We start from the raw sequence: 16,519 nt of genomic DNA, 5'->3' as shown, positions 1-16,519 counted from the left end.
CCCGGCCCCCGCCGCTACAGTATTCGCGACTGTCGTGGACTACTGCAACGCGTGCACGGCCGCACCGAAGACGGCCGGTGCGCGGTAGGCGGCGGGGACGATCAGGCGGGCGGTCGACGGATGCCGGGCCACCGCCAACAACCCCTCGGTGAGCAACCGGTGACGCCTGGTCAGCCTCCTCCACCGGGCCGGGTAGTCCTGCGGGCGGCCCGCGGCCAGTGCGTCCACCGCCGCGGCGGCCGTCGCCAGGGCCAGGGCCACCCCCTCACCGGTCAGCGCGTCCACGTACCCCGCTGCGTCACCCACCAGCAGGACGCGGCCGGCCCGCCGGTCCAGCGCCCGCCGGCGCAGCGGACCGGCGCCGCGCACGGGACCCGCTTCCCGGCCGGCGAGTGAGGCGGCCAGCCGGGGGAACGCCGTCAGGTGCTCCTCGTAGGAACGGCGTTCCCGGCTGAGTACGGCCACACCCACCAGGCCGTCCCCGAGCGGTGTCACGTACGCCTCGCCGCGACGGGACCAGTGGACCTCCACGCAGTCCGTCCACGGGGCGATCCGGTAGTGGCGGCGCTGGCCGTAGCGGCGCACCGCCGTGCCCGGACCGTCCAGTCCCAGTTCGCGCCGGAGCGGCGAGTGCAGCCCGTCGGCCGCGATCATCCAACGGGCCGTCAGCCCGCCCGCGCTGACCCGGCCGTCGCCCTGTGTCACGTTCGCGAGCTTGCCCGGCACGATCCGGACGCCGAGCCCCAGCGCCCGGCCGTGCAGGGCGGTGTGCAGCTCGGTCCGCCGCACGCCGAGCCCCGTCCGCCCCCGGAACGCAGCTTCGGCGCTGCGCGCGCCCTCGACGTACCGGATGCCGCGCAGCCGGTGCCCGGACACCTCGACGCCCAGGGCGCGCAGCTCGGCGACCCCGCTGGGCATGATGCCCTCGCCGCAGGCCTTGTCGACGGGCGAGGCGCGGGGTTCGACGACGACCGTCTCCAGGCCCAGCCGGGCCGCCCGGATCGCCGCCGCCAGACCGGCCGGACCGCCGCCCGCCACCAGGAGGTCGATCACGCCGGAACGTCCGCAGCCGACGCGGCCGTGAGCGCCGCCTCCTCGCACCGGACACGTACGGTCATCAGCGCCGCGTTGAGAACGGTGAAGAGCACCGCGGTCACCCACGCGCCGTGGACGAGCGGCAGCGCGAGCCCCTCCGCGGCGACGGCGACGTAGTTCGGGTGGCGGAGCAGGCGGTACGGTCCGCCGGTCACCAGAGGCAGCCCCGGCACGACGATGACGCGGGTGTTCCACCGGTGCCCGAGCGTACGGATGCACCACCAGCGCAGACCCTGCGCGGCCGCGACCACGGCCACCATCGCCCAGCCGAACAGTGGCATGAACGGCCGGTCCGCGAGCCGGACCTCCACGAGGCAGCCCAGCAACAGCGCCGTGTGCAGGGCGACCATCGCCGGGTAGTGGGCGCGGCCGGTCTCGACGCCGCCCCTGGCGAGCGCCCAGCGGGTGTTGCGGAGTGCGACGACGAGTTCGGCGAGCCGTTCGCCCGCCACGGCCAGCACCAGTGCTGTGTACCAGATCATGTGTCCTCCGACCTACCAGCGCAGCAGCACCAGTTCGCAGCAGAATCCGGGTCCCATCGCCATCAGCAGCCCCGGCGAACCCGGTTCGGGCCGCCGCTGTTCCAGCGTGTCCCGGAGTACGTGGAGCACAGAGGAGGAGGACAGGTTCCCCACCTCGGCCAGCGAGCGCCAGGTGACGTCGAGAGCGCCGTCGGGGAGCGAGAGGACGTCGGATACGGCCTCCAGGACCTTGGGGCCGCCCGGGTGGCACACCCAGTGCGCCACGTCCTTCGGCTTGAGCCCGTGCTCCGCCAGGAAGTCGCTCACGTCGTCGGCGAGATACCGGCGCACGATATCCGGGACGGCCGGATCGAGCAGCACCTTGAAGCCGGAACTGCGAATGTCCCAGCCCATCACGTGCTCGGTGTCCGGATACATGCGGCTGCGGGTCGCCACCACCTCGGGCCCGGCCCCCGACGCCCGGCCCTCGCCGAGTGCCACCACGGCGGCCGCCCCGTCACCGAACAGCGCGGTCGCCACCAGATTGGCGGTCGACGCGTCGTTGCGCTGGAACGTGAGGGAGCAGAGCTCCACCGAGAGCAGCACCGCCACGTCGTCGGGACGGCCGAGCAGGTAGTCGTGCAGCCGGGCCACCCCGGCGGCCCCGGCCACGCAGCCGAGCCCGAAGACCGGCAGCCGCTTCACATCGGGGCGCAGACCGAGCCGCCCCACCAGCCGGGCGTCGACCGAGGGAGCGGCCACCCCGGTGACGGACGTGAACATCAGGAGGTCCACATCGGCGGGCCGCAGCCCCGCCGTCCGCAGCGCCCCGCGCAGCGCCTCCGCGCCCATGTCCACGGCCGCGGCGATGAACACGTCGTTGGCGTCGCCGAACCCGTCCAGCTCCGCGTAGCGCTCCAGGGGCAGCACCATGTTCCGGGTGCGTACCCGGGCGTTCTCGTGCAGCCGGTCGAGCACCCGCCGGTCGGCCCCCGGCGGCAGACAGGTGCGGGCCACCATGTCGGTGACCTCGCGCTGTGTGTGGCGGTAGGGAGCCGGGGTGCCGTGAACGGCGGCGATCCGGGTCATCCCGGGTCCTGATTCGGAGGCGTCATGGCCCATCCCTGCCCCACATCGAGGACAAAACACCGCAAACAACCCGTGCGGCTGCCATGCCCGTCCGGCACGCAGTACCTACGATCACGTGATGGGCACCCCCGACCCGTCGCGCGTCTGCACCACGACCGCGTGGCCGCCACGCCGCGCCGCCGCACTGGCCCGCTCCTGTCATCCGGGCCCGGTGGTCGCGGTGAGCGCGCTGGCCGGGGCGCTGGGCGTCGCCGTCGGCCTCGACGGAATCCGCCGCGCCCTCCTGGTCGCCGCCGTACTGACCGGTCAGCTCTCGGTGGGCTGGTGCAATGACGCCTTCGACGCCCGGCGGGACGCCGCGGCCGGCCGTCGCGGCAAACCGGTGGCCGACGGGTCGGTGAGCCGTCAGACGGTGTGGACGGCGGCGTTCGCCGCCGCCCTGCTGTGCGTTCCGCTCTCCCTGGCCTGCGGACTGCTCGCCGGTACGGTGCACCTGGCCGCGGTGGCGGCCGCCTGGGCGTACAACCTGCGACTGAAGGCGACAGTGCTGTCCTGGCTCCCGTACGTGATCGGGTTCGCCGCCCTGCCCGCGATGGCCGCCCTGGCCCTGCCCGGAAGTCCGGGTCCCGCTTGGTGGGCCGTGACGGCCGGTGCGCTGCTGGGCCTGGCGGCCCATCTGGGCGATGTGCTCCCCGACATCGAGGACGACCTGCGCGGCGGGGTGTACGGACTGCCCCACCGGCTGGGGGTCACCGGCACCGGACTGCTGCTGCCGGTGCCGCTGGTGGCGGCCTCTGCGGTGCTGGCGTTCGGCCCGGCCGGGCCGCCGGGCCGGTGGGGGGTGCTGACCCTGGCAGTGGCGGCGCCGACGGCGCTGGCCGGGCTCGTGCTCGGCCGGTACTGGCGCAAGGCCGCGCTCGCCGCCGCCGTGGCCGTGGCGGCGGCCGATGTGGCCCTGCTGCTGGTGCGGGGCGCGGTGCCGGTGTGACCCGGCCGGCCGGGGTCACGGTCCTGGTGCTGGAGAGGTTTTCGTTCCTCGATCGGTTGGGCTCGCCGAGGTGTTGAGCAGGGCCGTCGCCTGGGCGCGCAGCGAATCGGCGAGGCGTCGGCCGTCATCCTGTTCCAGCAGGCGCAGAATCGGGACGCTGCTCAGGGTGGCGAGCAGCATGTGAGCCAGGAGTCCGGCGTCCAGGTCCGGCCGCTCCTGGCCGATCAGCGCGGTGATGTGCCCGTGCCAGAACTCGTAGACGGGCTGTGTGCCGCGCGCGTCCTCCGGGGATCTCTGCGCAGTCGTCGCGGCGTGGCCGAGCGCGGCCAGGAGTCCCTTGTTACGGGCCACGACGTCCACGACGGCATCGAGGAAGGCGAGGAGGCGCTCATCCGGCGGGGCCCCCGGGCCCAGTGGTGGTGGTCCCGTCGTGACGGCTTCGTGCAGGGCGAGGGCCCGTTCGGTCATCAGTGCCCGCATGAGGCCCATCCGGTTGCCGAAGCGGTGGAAGACCGTGCCCTTGCCGACGCCGGCCGCGGCGGCGACCTGCTCCATCGAGACCTGCTCGGGCCGGTGGAGGGCCAGGAGCTCCTCGGTCGCCCGCAGGATCGCTCGTCGATTCCGTGCCGCGTCGGCACGCTCGCGGCGGCCTTCTGCCATCGGGTCCTCACCCTTCCTCGTAGACAACTGGACCGACGGTCCAGTACGGTCGATTTAAGTTGACCGGGAGTCCAGTTTAGCTTCGGGCGGGGTAACCCCTGAACCCCTGCCCGTCGTTCCACAGGAGTCATCATGCGACGAGTCCGCTACCACGCATACGGAGATCCGGACGTGCCCACGATGGAGGAGGCCGACATCCCCACGCCGGGGCCGGGGCAGGTGCTCATCCGGGCCGAGGCGATCGGCGCCAACTTCGTCGACACCAAGTTCCGGCGCGGGCCTGCCGCCGGGCCGCTCTTCCAGCGCCCCCTGCCCGGCAGACTCACCGGCGACGTGGTGGGCACGGTCGAGGCCGCCGGGCCCGGCGTCGACACACAGCAGGTCGGCCGACGAGTCGCAGGGCTGGCCGAGGACGCCTTCGCCGACTACGTCCTGACCGACGCGCGGTGGCTCGCCCCGGTACCCGACGGCCTGGACCTCGGGGCGGCCAGCATGCTGCCCATGGGCGCCCCGGTCGCACTCCGGAGCCTGCGCACCGGCAGGCTCGCGCCGGGCGAGACGGTCCTGATCCACGCCGCGGCCGGCGGCATCGGCCATCTGGCCGTACAACTCGCCAGACTGCTCGGCGCGGGCCTGGTCATCGCCACCGCGGGCACACCGGCCAAACTCGGCTTCGTCCGCGAGTGCGGCGCCGACATCGCCATCGACTACACGGACAGCGACTGGCCCGAGCAGGTCCGCAGCGCCGCACCGGGAGGCGTGGACGTCGTGCTCGACTCCGTCGGCGGCGAGATCCTGCGGCGCAGCTTCGACGTACTGAATCCGCTCGGCCGGGCCGTCATCTACGGAGCCGCGGGCGGCGAGCTGACGAGCGTGCCCGTCACCGACCTCTTCGCCCTGAGATCCGTGGCCGGGTTCTCCCTCATCGCATGGCGCGCGGCCGACCCGGAGCAGGCCCGCCACGACATCACCGAGGCCACCGAGTACGCGGTTTCCGGACGGCTGCGCACGGCCGTCCACGCCCGCCTCCCGCTCGCCGAAGCGGCCGCGGCACACCGGCTGCTCGAGGACCGGTCCCAGCTGGGCCGCATCCTGCTTCTGACCTGACACGGCTTCCCGCAGCTCACCCGTCCCGGCGCTTCGGTCGCCCGCTGCAACGGGTGACCGTGCGGGGCGTCAGCGGCCCCCCGCCACGCGCAGAATCGCCCCGGTGGCGTACGAGGCGTCGTCCGAGAGCAGCCACGCCACGGCTCCGGCGATCTCCTCCGGCTGCCCCGGCCGGCCCAGCGGGATGCCGGCGGCGAGCTTGTCGGGGCGCTCGGGGTCCTCGTGGAATTCGGTGCGGATGACGCCGGGCGACACCGCGTTGACCCGGATGCCGTCCGCCGCGACCTCCTTCGACAGACCGATGGTCATCGTGTCCACGGCGGCCTTGGCGGCGGCGTAGTGGACGTACTCACCGGGGCCGCCGAGCGTGGCGGCGGCCGAGGACATGTTCACGATGGCCCCGCCACCGGTCCGGCTCATGTCGCGCACGGCCCGCCGCGCGCAGAGCAGATACCCGACGACGTTGACGTCCAGGGCGCGTCGGAGCCCGGCCGCGTCGGCGTTCGCGAGCGGTCCCGTCGGCCCGCCGACGCCCGCGTTGTTGACCAGCCCGGTGACCGGACCGAGCTCGGCGGCCGCGGACTCGAAGAGCCGGTCGACACCTGCCTCATCGGTCGTGTCCAGCTGAACCACGACACAGCGGCGGCCCGTCTCGCGCACGTCGGCGGCGACGGCCTCGGCCGCGGCCGCGTCGGAGCGGTAGCCCAGCGCGATGTCGTGGCCGTCGCCCGCCAGACGTACACAGACCGCCGCGCCGATTCCGCGGCTGCCACCGGTGACCACGGTGACCGGATGACGACTCATGAATGCCCCTGACGTCTGCGCGAGGACCCGATGTCCCTGCGGAGGGACCATCGTAGGGAGTGAAGATCGAACGGCTCCCGGGCAGGTCCGGGGGCCGGGGGAGAGGAGCCGGGTGCGTCGGCAGCGGCCCGGGAATGCCTTGCCGGCGGGGCCACTTGAGGGGGTGCACGAGTGGCCGACGTATTGCGCAACAGGGGAGCGACCATGACCGGTCTTGTGACCGGCGTCCGTGGCCAGGTGGGCGGCGCGCCGACCGTACGGTTCGACCCGTCCGACCCGCAGACGCTTCCGGAGGCGCTCGCGGGTGTGCGCAAGGTCTTCCTCTACGCGGACCCCGAGGGCATCGAGGAGTTCACAGAGGCGGCGCGGAAGGCGGGCGTCGAACATGTGGTGCTGCCGTCCTCGCTCGCCTGCTGAAGCACCTGCCCGCGCCGATCGCCGACACGGTGATCTCCTACCAGGCCGGGCAGGACGGCACGCCGCAGCAGACCCATGGCGACGTCCGGAGCGTGCTGGGCCGCCCGGCCACCCCCTTCGCGCAGTGGGCCGCGGACCACGCCGAGGACTTCCGCTGACCGCGGCGGGCGCAACGCACTGAGCGACCGATGGCAGTCACCCACTCATGGAAGAGTGGCGGTCATCGGTCGCCCGTGTGACGCGTGGCTACAGGGGGAGGTCGCTGCCGCCCCGGCCGGCCTGCTGCTCGCTCTGCTCCTGCAGCTTCCGGGCCTTCTCCTGGAGCCGTCGGCGCTGCTCCGGGTTGTTGGTGCGCTCCGCGGCCTCGGTCATGTGCCTGGCCTTCTCGCGCATCTGATCGGCTCGGCCGGTTTCTCCTGCAACGCTCATCGTCGCTCCTTGAACGGTAGGGAAGAGCGGGCTCCCTCAGAGAACCAGCGCTCCGGAACCGTCGCACTCCGAACCGCTACGTACCGTGAAGGTGCCAGGTGGTGCGGGCGCCGGGAACGGGCTGCCGCGCCGGTGCGGGCGCCGGCGCTCGCACCGGCGGGACTCGTGGCCCCTCGACGCTGGCATGATCAGGGGTATGAACGAGCGCATGATCGCCGCGTGTGACGGGGCATCGAAGGGTAATCCGGGGCCTGCGGCCTGGGCGTATGTGGTGGCCGACGCCGCGGGCAGGCCGTTTCGGTGGGAGGCGGGACCGCTGGGCACCGCCACCAACAACGTCGCCGAGCTCACCGCGCTGCAGGAGCTGCTGGAGTCCGTCGACCCCGGTGTGGCGCTTGAGGTCCGGATGGACTCGCAGTACGCGATGAACGCCGTCACCAAGTGGCTGCGGGGCTGGAAGCGCAACGGCTGGAAGACCTCGGCCGGCAAACCCGTCGCCAACCGCGATCTGGTGGCCCGCATCGACGCCCTGCTGAACGGCCGGGCCGTGGACTTCGTCTACGTGCCCGCCCACCAGGTGGACGGCGACCCGCTGAACGCGCTCGCCGACCAGGCGGCCAGCGAGGTGGCCGTGGCGCAGCGCGCGGCAGGTACCTCACAGGGTTCCGCGGAGCTGCCCGTGCCGGTGGCCGCCCGCGCCTCCGAAGGGCGGCGGACCGCCGGTGCGGTGAAGAGCACCGCCGGTGCGGCGAAGAGCACGGGCGGAACGGCCCGCTCCGGGGCCACCATCCGCGCCAGGTTCGCCGGGCGGTGCCACTGCGGGAAGCCCTACGCGGCCAAGGACACGATCGCCAAGAACGACCAGGGCTGGGGCCATCCGGAGTGCCGCACCGCCTCCGCCTGACCCACGCGTCGCCGGACAACCCTGTCGCCCCGCCGTGCCCGGATCGGCCGGCGGGCCTCGATCCGTCGGCCGGGCCGGGGCGATCCGGCCCCCGCGACGGGTTCCACGTGCCATGATGCGGCTCCGGCGGAGAGGTCGACGCGCCGCCGGGGCTGTGGGGAACGGCTACACGCTGGGGGGCGTATGGAAAGCACGGGTACGGTGCTGCGGGAACTGCGCGGGGCGCAGAAGTCGGCCAAGGGGGTGTCGCTCTACTCGCGGTACGTGAACCGGCCGGCCGGCCGGATCTTCGCGGCCGCCGCGTTCCGGCTGCGCATGACACCCAATCAAGTCACCTCGGTGAGCGCGGCGTTCACCTTCGCCGCCCTCGCGTCCGTGGCCCTGGCCAGGCCCACGTGGGGGCTGGCCGTCCTGGTCTACCTGGGGCTGGCCGTGGGCTTCGCCCTCGACTCGGCCGACGGTCAGCTCGCCCGGCTCACCGGCCGGGGAGGTCCTGACGGCGAATGGCTCGACCACGTCGTCGACTGCGCCAAGATGATCCTCGTCCACACCGTCGTACTGATCTCGTTCCACCGCTACTTCGCCCTGCCGGCCGACGGCTGGCTGCTCCTGCCGCTCGGCTTCCTGTTCGTGGCCGTGCTGACCTTCTGCGCGGGGCTGCTGCGTGAGCAGCTCGGCAGGGCCGCCGCCCTTCCAGGTCCGGGCGGTGACGCCGGGTCCGTGCGACCGGTCTCGAAGCTGCGGGCCGTGGCGCTGCTGCCGGCCGACTACGGGGTGTTCTGCCTGGTGTTCCTGCTGCTCGGCGACGAGACGGCGTTCCGTATCGGCTATGCCGTGCTCGCCGCCGTGCACGCGCTGTTCCTGGTGGCGTTCCTCGTCAAGTGGTTCAGGGAGCTGAAAGCGCTCCGGGCAGGCTGACCATCGAGTCCAGCGCCCGGCGCAGCTGGGTGCTGGACGTGTGCACGGTGTACGGGAAGTAGACGACCTCCACGCCGACCTCGGCGAAGTCGTGTTCGAGCCGTTTTCCTTTCTCCGTGTCCCGCCAGTCGTCCCCCTTGAAGATGACGTCGAACCTGACCTGCTGCCAGGTCTCCACCTTGTCGGGGACGGTCTCGACGAACGCGGCGTCCACGTACCGGACGCTCCGTACGATCTCCAGCCGCTCCGACAGCGGAATGACCGGTCTGTGGCCCTTCGCGAGCGCGGCCATCTCGTCCGAGACGACCCCCGCGACCAGGTAGTCGCACTGGCTGCGGGCATGCCGCAGGATGTTGAGGTGACCTACGTGGAACAGGTCGTAGACACCCGGCGCGTAGCCGACCCTGTGCACCATCCGTTCTCTCCCCCCACGGTGAACGTGATGTCCGTGTCCCACCGGCAGGTTTCCGGACATGGCATCCGGTCCGGTGGGATATCGGCATCGGTGTTGATCGTGCAACGACCTTACTGTGAAGACCACTTGCTCATCTCGTGAACGGATAAGCTCACTTTTGGGGCCGTTCCTTGGGGGGAACACCGCTGGCTCCGGGGGGAAGGTGACCGTCCGATGCCGGACACGGATCAGCACGAACTGTTCGAGCACCGCCGTCTGCTGGTGGTCTCGACGAACTACGCACCGGAGCTGACCGGGATCGGACCGTACGCCGCGCAACTCGCGGAGCACTGGGCCGCGTCCGGCGCCGAGACCCATGTGCTGACCGGTATGCCGCACTATCCGTCCTGGCGGACCGAGCCGGAGTACCGGGGAGTGTGGCGGGCCGACGAGGAGCGCTCGGGAGTGACCGTCCACCGGCGAAGACACTACGTGCCGCCCCGCCAGAGCGCCCTGAAGAGAGCCGCGTTCGAGGCGTCGGTCCTCGCGCACGGGCTGGTCGCACCGCCCGCCGTGCGGCCGGACGCGGTGATCTCCCAGATGCCGAGCCTCGCGGGCGGCATCCTGGGCGCCCGGCTGGCCCGCCGCCACCGGGTCCCGTACATACCCGTCGTACAGGACCTGATGGGCGCCGCCGCCGCGCAGAGCGGCATCCGCGGCGGCGGCAGGGCGGCGGCGGTGGCGTCCCGGGCCGAGCGGTACGCGCTGCGCGCCGCCTCGCTCGTCGGCGTCATCCACGAGAGCTTCGTTCCCCGGGTCACCGCCTACGGAGTCGACCCCGGACGCATCCGGCTGGTCCCCAACTGGAGCCACATACAGGCCCCTTCGGGCGACCGGGCCGCGACCAGGGCGCGCCTGGGCTGGCGCGAGGGCACCCCGGTGGTGCTGCACTCCGGCAACATGGGACTCAAACAAGGCCTTGAGGTCCTCGTCGACGCGGCCCGGATCGCCCCCGGGATACGCATCGTGCTGATGGGCGACGGCAACCAGCGCGAAGCGCTGCTGGCCCGCGCGGCAGGGCTGCCCAACCTCGACTTCCTGCCGGCGGCGGGGGCAGACGAGTTCACCGACGTCCTGGCCGCCGCCGACGTCCTCGCCGTGACCCAGCGCGCGTCCGTCCTCGACATGAGCGTGCCCTCCAAGCTGACCTCGTACTTCGTCTCGGGTCGCCCCGTCGTCGCCTCCGTGGCCGACGAAGGGGGAACCGCCCAGGAGGTGCAGCGCTCCGGCGCCGGACTCCTCGTCGCCCCCGAGGACCCGGCCGCGGTGCTCGCGGCCGTCCGCAAGCTCGTCGAGCAGCCCGCAGCCGCCGACGAACTCGGCGCCAACGGACCCCGCTACGTGGCACGTCACCTCGGCCGGGAAGCCGGTCTCGCCCGCTTCGACGCACTGCTCACCGAGGTCCTTCAGGACGCCCAAGGGAGACCACACCGATGACCCAGCAGATCCGCGCCCTGGAGGAACAGGACGAACCCGCGCTGCTGAGGGACCAGTTCCGCCAGCTCCTGCGCTACCGCGCGCTGCTCGCGTGCGGCGTGGCCGTCGGACTGCTCGGCGGCGGCTGGCTCGCCCTGAGCGGCGAGGACACCTACACCTCCACCGGCGAGGTGTCGGTGCGCTCGGCCACCTCCGACCCGTTCGCCGCCGGTGCGTCGGCCGACAAGGGCATCAACATCGGCTCCGAACGCCAGACCGCGGTCAGCGACGCCGTGGGCACCGTGGCCGTCGGCTCGCTGGTCAAGCACGGCGACGACGTGGAGGTCGGAAAGCTGCTGACCGGCCTCCAGGTCACCAATCCGCCCAACACCCTGGTGCTCAGGTTCTCCTACACCGCCCGCGACCCCGAACAGGCCAGGGCGCGGGCCCAGGCACTCGCCGAGGCCTACCTGGAGATCCGCCGGGAGCGCACCGAGAACAGCATCGACAACATGGTCGACGGCTACCGCGCCCAGCTGAAGCCGCTCACCGAACAGCGCGACCGGCTGGCCGAACAGGAGACCGGCACCGCCGGCAGCGACGTCACCAGCGCCCGCGCCAACCTGATCGTCGCGATCTCCGGACTCAGCCAGAAGGTCTCGGAGCTGCGCGCCCTCGACACCACACCCGGCTACCTGAACAAGAAGCCGGTCGCCCCGGAGCGGCCCACCGGCGCGGGACTGCCCCTGCTCCTCGGACTCGGCGGCGTCGTCGGGCTCGCGCTCGGGCTGCTGCTCTCCTGGGTACGGCTCGTCTTCGACCCGGCCGTCCGCTCCACCAGGGAACTCGTCCGCTCGCTCGGCGCCCCGCTGCTCGGCACCCTGCCCAGGGAACGCGCCTCCGCGGGCCAGCTGCTCGCCATCGGACGCGGCGGCAGCCGGCTGGCCGAGGAGTACCGGGCGGTGGCCTTCCGCCTCGCGTACGACCCCTCGTTCGCCGAGCGACGGCGGTTCCTGGTCACGGCCCCGCGCGGGGACAACGACATGGCCGCCGCCGCCGCGGTCAACCTGGCGGCCGCCTTCGCCGAGATGGGGCGTGACGTCCTGCTGGTCGAAGCCGATCTGCGCACCCCGTCACTGGCCAGGGACCTCGGCCCCGCGGTCCAGGGCGGCCGGCCCCGCTGGGCCGCGGAGCGCGACGGGCGGGGCTGGCCCTCCGACAGCCGCACCAACGTGGACGTGCCCGGATCGGGGGCCTTCACCCTGATCGCGGGCCGCCGCACGGACAACGTGCCCCGCGCCCTGACCTCCGCGCCCGTCGGCCGGATCGTCGCAGAGGGCGGCCGGCCCGGAGCCGTCGTCATCGTGCTGACCCCGCCCGTCCTCTCGTACGCCGACGCCGTCGCGCTCATCGACCGCGTCGAGGGCGTCGTGGTGGTCTGCGACCCGCGCGAGGTGCACCGCAGCGACCTCGAGCGGATCCGCGAGATCATCGGCGCCGCGGGCGGGTCCGTGCTCGGCACCCTGCTGCACCCCGGCCGCGGACGGCTGGAGCGCGGGGCGCGCCGGAAGGCGGCCAAACGCAGCGCCCGCAGCCGGCAGACCTCCGGACCGGGGCGCGACGGGCAGGGCGGCGGCGGACATTCGGACGGACCCGCCCGGACCGACGGCGGCCGCGCGGGCGACCCGACGGAGACGCTCGGCCTGCGCACCCTGGAGGGCGGCACCCGGCCCGGCAACGGCCACAACGGCGGCAGCGACCACAGCAGCGCCGCGGGACGCAGATGAGGGCACGCACCGCGATCGCCTGCTCGGTCGCGGACCAGGGGATGGCGGCGCTCACCAACATCCTGGTCCTGGTGGTGGCGGCCAGGCTCTCCACCGTCGCCGACTTCGCCCGGTTCTCCGGCGTCTATCTGGTCTTCACCGTGCTGCTCGGCGTCTTCGGCGCCTACACCGGACAGCCGCTCGTGCTGCGCCGCGGCGCGAGCGAGGAGACACGCGGCGCCTGCCGCTCCGCGGTCGGCTTCACCCTGCTCGTCTCCGCGGTCCTCGGCGGCCTGCTCGCAGCGGTCTGCGCGGCACTTCCGGGGGACACGGCACGGGCCCTGATGATGCTGGGGATCGTACTGCCCGTCGTCCTCGGACAGGACACGGCCCGCTACGCCTTCGCCACGCTCCAGGCACAGCACCTGGCGCTGGCCGCGGACACACTCCGGCTGGTCTGCGTGCTCGGCGCCCTGACCGTACAGCCGCCCGGCACCTCGGCCGCCCGGCTCGTCACCGTCTGGGGCCTGTCCGCACTGCCCGCGCTCCTGCTGTCCGTCACCGTGCTGCACCGCCGGACCGCCGGTACGCCCGTCCGGCTGAAGCCCCTGCTGCGGCGCGGGCACCTGGGCCGGCGGTTCGTCGTCGAGTTCGGGGTGGGCAACGCCACCAGCCAGCTCTCCGTCCTCGGCCTGGGCGTCGTCGGCAACCCCCTCGTGGTCGGCGCGCTGCGCGGCGCGACCACCCTCTTCGGCCCGCTGAACGTCCTGTTCACCTCCGCCACCGGCTTCGGCCCGCCGCTGCTCGGACGGCTCGCCACCGACCGGCTCAGGGTGCGGGCCACCGCGGCCCTGGCCGCCGTACTGGCGGCGGTCGCCGCGGGCTGGGCCACCGTCCTCGCCCTGCTCCCCGGATCGGTGGGCCGCCACCTGCTCGGCGACACCTGGCCCACGGCGGCGGCGCTGCTCCCCGCGACCGGCAGCCAGTACGCGGCGATGGCCGTCGGCACCTGCGGGCTGCTGGCGCTGAGACTGCTCGACCCGCGCACCACGCTCTCCATCCAGGTGGTCTTCTCGCTCGCCGCGGTGGCCTTCCTCACCGGGGGATACGTGCTCGGCGGGGTACCGGGCGCCGCCTGGGGCCTCTGTCTTGGCTCCGTCTGCAAGGCGATCGCCACCTGGACCCGGGTGGCGCGGCTGACCCGTCGCGGCGCCGCGGGACAGGCCCCGGTCAGTGCGACCGCTGTCCGTTCCGGTCCCTGAAACTCGTCACCAGCGCCAGACACAGCGCCGCGATGGCCAGCTTCCCGGCCGCCTGCAACAGCGGGCCGCGCAGCAGGATGAAGGTGTACCCGGCGATCAGCGGAGCCGCGACGGCCAGGATGCTGCCGGACCCCGGGCCGTCCCGGGAGACCGCCCGCGCGTACCGGCGGTCGGTGCGCGCGGCCGCGTACCCGATCACGGCGAAGCCGCCGATCATGCCCGGGGCGCCGAAGTCGACCCACAGCTCGGTCCACAGTGGGGCCGAGAGGTTGGTCATGTTCATCCCCATCCACTGCCCGACCCGCACCCCGGTGTCCTCCGGCTTTCCGCTCCACGCCGCCCGCGGCACGAAGAAGAAGGCGGAGCCCGCCAGTTGACGGCCGTAGGTGTGGCCCCGGGTGTCGACCCAGGAGATGGTGTTGGCGAACATGACCGTCTGGTCGTAGTCCTTGGTGGCCAGCGGCTCGAAGACCGAGGACGACTGCACCGGCCGGTAACCGTTGTCGTCGTAGCGGAACCGGTCGGCGTACGGGAACAGCACCAGGGCCCCGATCACGCCCATGGCCAGCACCGAGCGGTACATCGCCGCACTGGCCGGGAACGCGGTGAACAGCAGCGAGACCAGCACCGTCAGGAACCAGTAACGGGCATTGGAGACCGGGTTGTTCACGACCAGGTTCACGACCAGCAGCGCGAACCAGACCAGCACGGTGGACGGTGAGCGCCGGGCCCTGCGCGAGGTGACCAGCCGCCGGGTGTAGAAGAGCAGCGCGAGCAGGGCCGGAACCGTACCGAACCCCTTGAGGAACGCCGACCCCACATTCGACCCGCCGGACACCACCCCGCTCTCCGCGACCGAGGCGCTGATCTCCTGCCTGCTGGAGAAGAAGACCGCGGGCCCGCCGAGCTTCAGCACGTAGTAGCCGCTCGCCGCGAACGCCACCAGCACCAGCAGCCGCAGCCGGACCGGGTGCGCGGTGGCCGGACCACCGCTCCCGCGCGCGCCGGTACGCCTGCGCAGGGGACGCCGGGACGCCAGCAGCGCCCCCAGGTCGAACGCGGCGCATCCCACCAGGACGAGCGCGATCGCCGTCACCAGGTCGGAGCGCGGCCCGACCATCGGCGTCGGGGTCTGCCCGATCACGGCCTGGGCGAACGGGGCCACCCCCATCGCGATGTACACGAACATCCAGAAGACGCCCTGCAGCAGCCGCCGCCGGGTGGACAGGACCATGGTCGCCAGCCGTGCGCCCGAATAGCACGTCAGCACCAGTTGCAGCCAGTACGCGGTGTCCCGGACCCCGCTCCCGGGCTGCGCGGCGATCAGCGCCGGCAGGAAGCAGACCAGGCCGAGGATGAGCGGCACGGCCATCGCCCGCGACAGCATCGCCCAGGACATGGGTTTGGCGGGCGGCTCGACCGGACGCCGCGGCCCGCGCTCCCGGCCGGGAGCGGACGGCGTCACCCCGTGCACGGACGTCATCTGTTCCCCGTTCCGTGAGCCTGTGAACACTCTAACGAATCAACCCACTTGGGGAGATCTGATGACTAGTCTGGGACCAGCTGCCGAGGTCGAGGGGAACCCTGGTGAAGATCCTGCACGTCGTCACACTGCACACCCCGGACCACGCCTTCGGCGGTCCGACCAGGGTGGCCCTGAACCTCTCCAAGGTCCAGCGCGCCGAGGGGGACGACGCCCGGATCATGGCCCTGGGCGACGGCTTCGACGGCCCGTTGCCGTCCCGGGTGGAAGGGGTGCCCGCCCACCTCTACCAGGCCCGCCATCTGCTGCCGAGGTTCGAGGTCAGCGGCATCACCTCCGGGCCGTTGCTGCTGGCCGCCCGCCGGATGATGCGCGGCGCCGACATCGTCCACGTACATCTGATGCGTGATCTGGTGACGCTGCCCGCCGGGCTGCTGGCGCTGGCCTCCGGCACCCCGCTGGTCGTCCAGACGCACGGCATGGTGGACCCGACCGAGAAGCGGGTGGCGCAGCTGACCGATCTGCTGGGCGTGCGGAGGGTCCTGCGCGGCGCGGACGCGGTGCTGCACCTCACCGAGACCGAACGGATCGATGTGAACGCCGTCGCGGCCCCGGTACCGCTCACCCGGACGGTGCGCCTGGTCAACGGCGTACGGCCGCAGGAGCGCAAGCCCCGCCGGGACCCCGCGCGGCCGCCGACGGTGCTCTTCCTCGCCCGGATACAGGAGCGCAAGCGCCCCGAGGACTTCGTCGCCGCGATGCCCGCCGTCCTGGCCGAGCACCCGGACGCCAGGTTCGTGCTGGCGGGCCCCGACACCGGGGCGCTGGCCGGCACGCTCCGGCTGGCCCGCGAGCTGGGCGTACTGGACTCGCTCGACCACGTCGGACCGCTCGGCCACGAAGAGGTGCTGGAGGCCGGGCGGCAGGCCGATGTGTACGTCCTTCCGTCGATCGAGGAACCCCTCGGCGTCTCGGTCCTCGAAGCGATGTCCGTCGGCACCCCCGTGGTCATCACCCGCACCTGCGGCCTCGGGCCCGACGTGGCGCGGGCCGGCGCGGGCCGGGTGATCGACAGCCGGGTCGGCGAGGACGCGGCCAACGCGGGGAAGGTCGCGCGGGCGGTCCTGGAACTGCTGGAGCCCAGGGCCAACGCCGAAGCGGGGCAGGCCGCCTGGGAGCTGGTCGGTGAGCACTTCACCATCGACGTCGTGACCCGGACGCTCCGGCGGACCTACGAGAACGTGGTCCGCCGGAAGCGCCGGTGAC

Annotated in this window: 18 protein-coding genes; 10 read left to right on the top strand and 8 right to left on the bottom strand. The window is 73.0% G+C overall.

The window, feature by feature from the left end; genetic code table 11:
* Positions 1–39: 39 nt before the first annotated feature.
* The 3 genes from ACIQM0_RS20775 to ACIQM0_RS20765 are packed head-to-tail and all read right to left on the bottom strand — an operon-like array spanning position 40 to position 2,645.
* Positions 40–1,053 (bottom strand): NAD(P)/FAD-dependent oxidoreductase, encoded by a 1,014-nt coding sequence (locus ACIQM0_RS20775; RefSeq protein ID WP_401288677.1) that lies wholly within the window; start codon positions 1,051–1,053, stop codon positions 40–42.
* Positions 1,050–1,577, bottom strand: a complete 528-nt coding sequence (locus tag ACIQM0_RS20770) for an isoprenylcysteine carboxyl methyltransferase family protein (RefSeq protein ID WP_401288674.1) — start codon at positions 1,575–1,577, stop codon at positions 1,050–1,052. The genes ACIQM0_RS20775 and ACIQM0_RS20770 overlap by 4 nt, the downstream gene beginning before the upstream one ends.
* A gap of 12 nt (positions 1,578–1,589) precedes the next feature.
* The gene (locus ACIQM0_RS20765; RefSeq protein ID WP_401288672.1) at positions 1,590–2,645 is read right to left on the bottom strand and encodes a type III polyketide synthase; all 1,056 of its coding nucleotides are present in this window, start codon (positions 2,643–2,645) and stop codon (positions 1,590–1,592) included.
* Positions 2,646–2,763: 118 nt separating this feature from the next.
* Between ACIQM0_RS20765 and ACIQM0_RS20760 the strand changes: the two genes are divergently transcribed.
* Positions 2,764–3,633, top strand: a complete 870-nt coding sequence (locus tag ACIQM0_RS20760; protein ID WP_401288670.1) for a UbiA family prenyltransferase — start codon at positions 2,764–2,766, stop codon at positions 3,631–3,633.
* 15 nt (positions 3,634–3,648) lie between these two features.
* Here ACIQM0_RS20760 and ACIQM0_RS20755 read toward each other — a convergent pair whose 3' ends face one another.
* On the bottom strand, positions 3,649–4,293 hold the full coding sequence (locus ACIQM0_RS20755; protein ID WP_401288667.1) for a TetR/AcrR family transcriptional regulator: 645 nt from the start codon (positions 4,291–4,293) through the stop codon (positions 3,649–3,651).
* Between the two features lie 132 nt (positions 4,294–4,425).
* Between ACIQM0_RS20755 and ACIQM0_RS20750 the strand changes: the two genes are divergently transcribed.
* On the top strand, positions 4,426–5,400 hold the full coding sequence (locus ACIQM0_RS20750) for a zinc-binding alcohol dehydrogenase family protein (RefSeq protein ID WP_401288665.1): 975 nt from the start codon (positions 4,426–4,428) through the stop codon (positions 5,398–5,400).
* A 69-nt stretch (positions 5,401–5,469) separates the two neighbouring features.
* Here the strand turns inward: ACIQM0_RS20750 and ACIQM0_RS20745 are convergent, their stop codons facing one another.
* Positions 5,470–6,204, bottom strand: coding sequence for an SDR family oxidoreductase (locus tag ACIQM0_RS20745; protein WP_401288662.1), 735 nt, complete (start codon positions 6,202–6,204; stop codon positions 5,470–5,472).
* 204 nt (positions 6,205–6,408) lie between these two features.
* Here ACIQM0_RS20745 and ACIQM0_RS20740 point away from each other — a divergent pair, with 204 nt between their 5' ends.
* Positions 6,409–6,621: a hypothetical protein gene (locus ACIQM0_RS20740; RefSeq protein ID WP_401288659.1), complete on the top strand. Its 213-nt coding sequence runs from the start codon at positions 6,409–6,411 to the stop codon at positions 6,619–6,621.
* A 29-nt stretch (positions 6,622–6,650) separates the two neighbouring features.
* On the top strand, positions 6,651–6,779 hold the full coding sequence (locus ACIQM0_RS20735) for a hypothetical protein (RefSeq protein ID WP_401288656.1): 129 nt from the start codon (positions 6,651–6,653) through the stop codon (positions 6,777–6,779).
* Between the two features lie 88 nt (positions 6,780–6,867).
* On the opposite strand, the gene ACIQM0_RS20730 is transcribed toward ACIQM0_RS20735, so the two are convergent.
* Positions 6,868–7,050, bottom strand: a complete 183-nt coding sequence (locus ACIQM0_RS20730; RefSeq protein ID WP_401288654.1) for a DUF6381 family protein — start codon at positions 7,048–7,050, stop codon at positions 6,868–6,870.
* Positions 7,051–7,246: 196 nt separating this feature from the next.
* On the opposite strand from ACIQM0_RS20730, the gene ACIQM0_RS20725 reads away from it, so the two are divergent.
* Complete coding sequence (locus tag ACIQM0_RS20725; RefSeq protein ID WP_401288651.1) at positions 7,247–7,954, top strand: ribonuclease H; 708 nt, start codon at positions 7,247–7,249, stop codon at positions 7,952–7,954.
* A gap of 183 nt (positions 7,955–8,137) precedes the next feature.
* Positions 8,138–8,872 (top strand): CDP-alcohol phosphatidyltransferase family protein, encoded by a 735-nt coding sequence (locus ACIQM0_RS20720; RefSeq protein ID WP_401288649.1) that lies wholly within the window; start codon positions 8,138–8,140, stop codon positions 8,870–8,872.
* Here ACIQM0_RS20720 and ACIQM0_RS20715 read toward each other — a convergent pair.
* Positions 8,841–9,287 carry an adenylyltransferase/cytidyltransferase family protein gene (locus ACIQM0_RS20715; protein ID WP_401288647.1) on the bottom strand — a complete coding sequence of 149 codons (447 nt, stop codon included), beginning with the start codon at positions 9,285–9,287 and terminating at the stop codon, positions 8,841–8,843. The genes ACIQM0_RS20720 and ACIQM0_RS20715 overlap by 32 nt on opposite strands.
* A gap of 213 nt (positions 9,288–9,500) precedes the next feature.
* On the opposite strand from ACIQM0_RS20715, the gene ACIQM0_RS20710 reads away from it, so the two are divergent.
* The 3 genes from ACIQM0_RS20710 to ACIQM0_RS20700 are packed head-to-tail and all read left to right on the top strand — an operon-like array spanning position 9,501 to position 13,770.
* Positions 9,501–10,763: a glycosyltransferase gene (locus ACIQM0_RS20710; protein ID WP_401288644.1), complete on the top strand. Its 1,263-nt coding sequence runs from the start codon at positions 9,501–9,503 to the stop codon at positions 10,761–10,763.
* Positions 10,760–12,529 (top strand): lipopolysaccharide biosynthesis protein, encoded by a 1,770-nt coding sequence (locus tag ACIQM0_RS20705; RefSeq protein WP_401288641.1) that lies wholly within the window; start codon positions 10,760–10,762, stop codon positions 12,527–12,529. The genes ACIQM0_RS20710 and ACIQM0_RS20705 overlap by 4 nt, the downstream gene beginning before the upstream one ends.
* A complete protein-coding gene (locus ACIQM0_RS20700) occupies positions 12,526–13,770 on the top strand; it encodes a hypothetical protein (protein ID WP_401288638.1) in 1,245 nt (414 codons plus the stop codon). The genes ACIQM0_RS20705 and ACIQM0_RS20700 overlap by 4 nt, the downstream gene beginning before the upstream one ends.
* Here the strand turns inward: ACIQM0_RS20700 and ACIQM0_RS20695 are convergent.
* Positions 13,739–15,253, bottom strand: a complete 1,515-nt coding sequence (locus ACIQM0_RS20695; protein ID WP_401288635.1) for a hypothetical protein — start codon at positions 15,251–15,253, stop codon at positions 13,739–13,741. The two genes, ACIQM0_RS20700 and ACIQM0_RS20695, sit on opposite strands and share 32 nt — an antisense overlap.
* A gap of 104 nt (positions 15,254–15,357) precedes the next feature.
* Between ACIQM0_RS20695 and ACIQM0_RS20690 the strand changes: the two genes are divergently transcribed.
* The gene (locus ACIQM0_RS20690) at positions 15,358–16,518 is read left to right on the top strand and encodes a glycosyltransferase (RefSeq protein ID WP_401288632.1); all 1,161 of its coding nucleotides are present in this window, start codon (positions 15,358–15,360) and stop codon (positions 16,516–16,518) included.
* Position 16,519: the final 1 nt, after the last annotated feature.

The sequence above is a fragment of the Streptomyces sp. NPDC091387 genome, from assembly GCF_044756945.1.
GTDB lineage: Bacteria > Actinomycetota > Actinomycetes > Streptomycetales > Streptomycetaceae > Streptomyces.
Note: the sequence above shows the minus strand (reverse complement) of the source record. Positions and strands in the feature narration are given on the sequence as shown.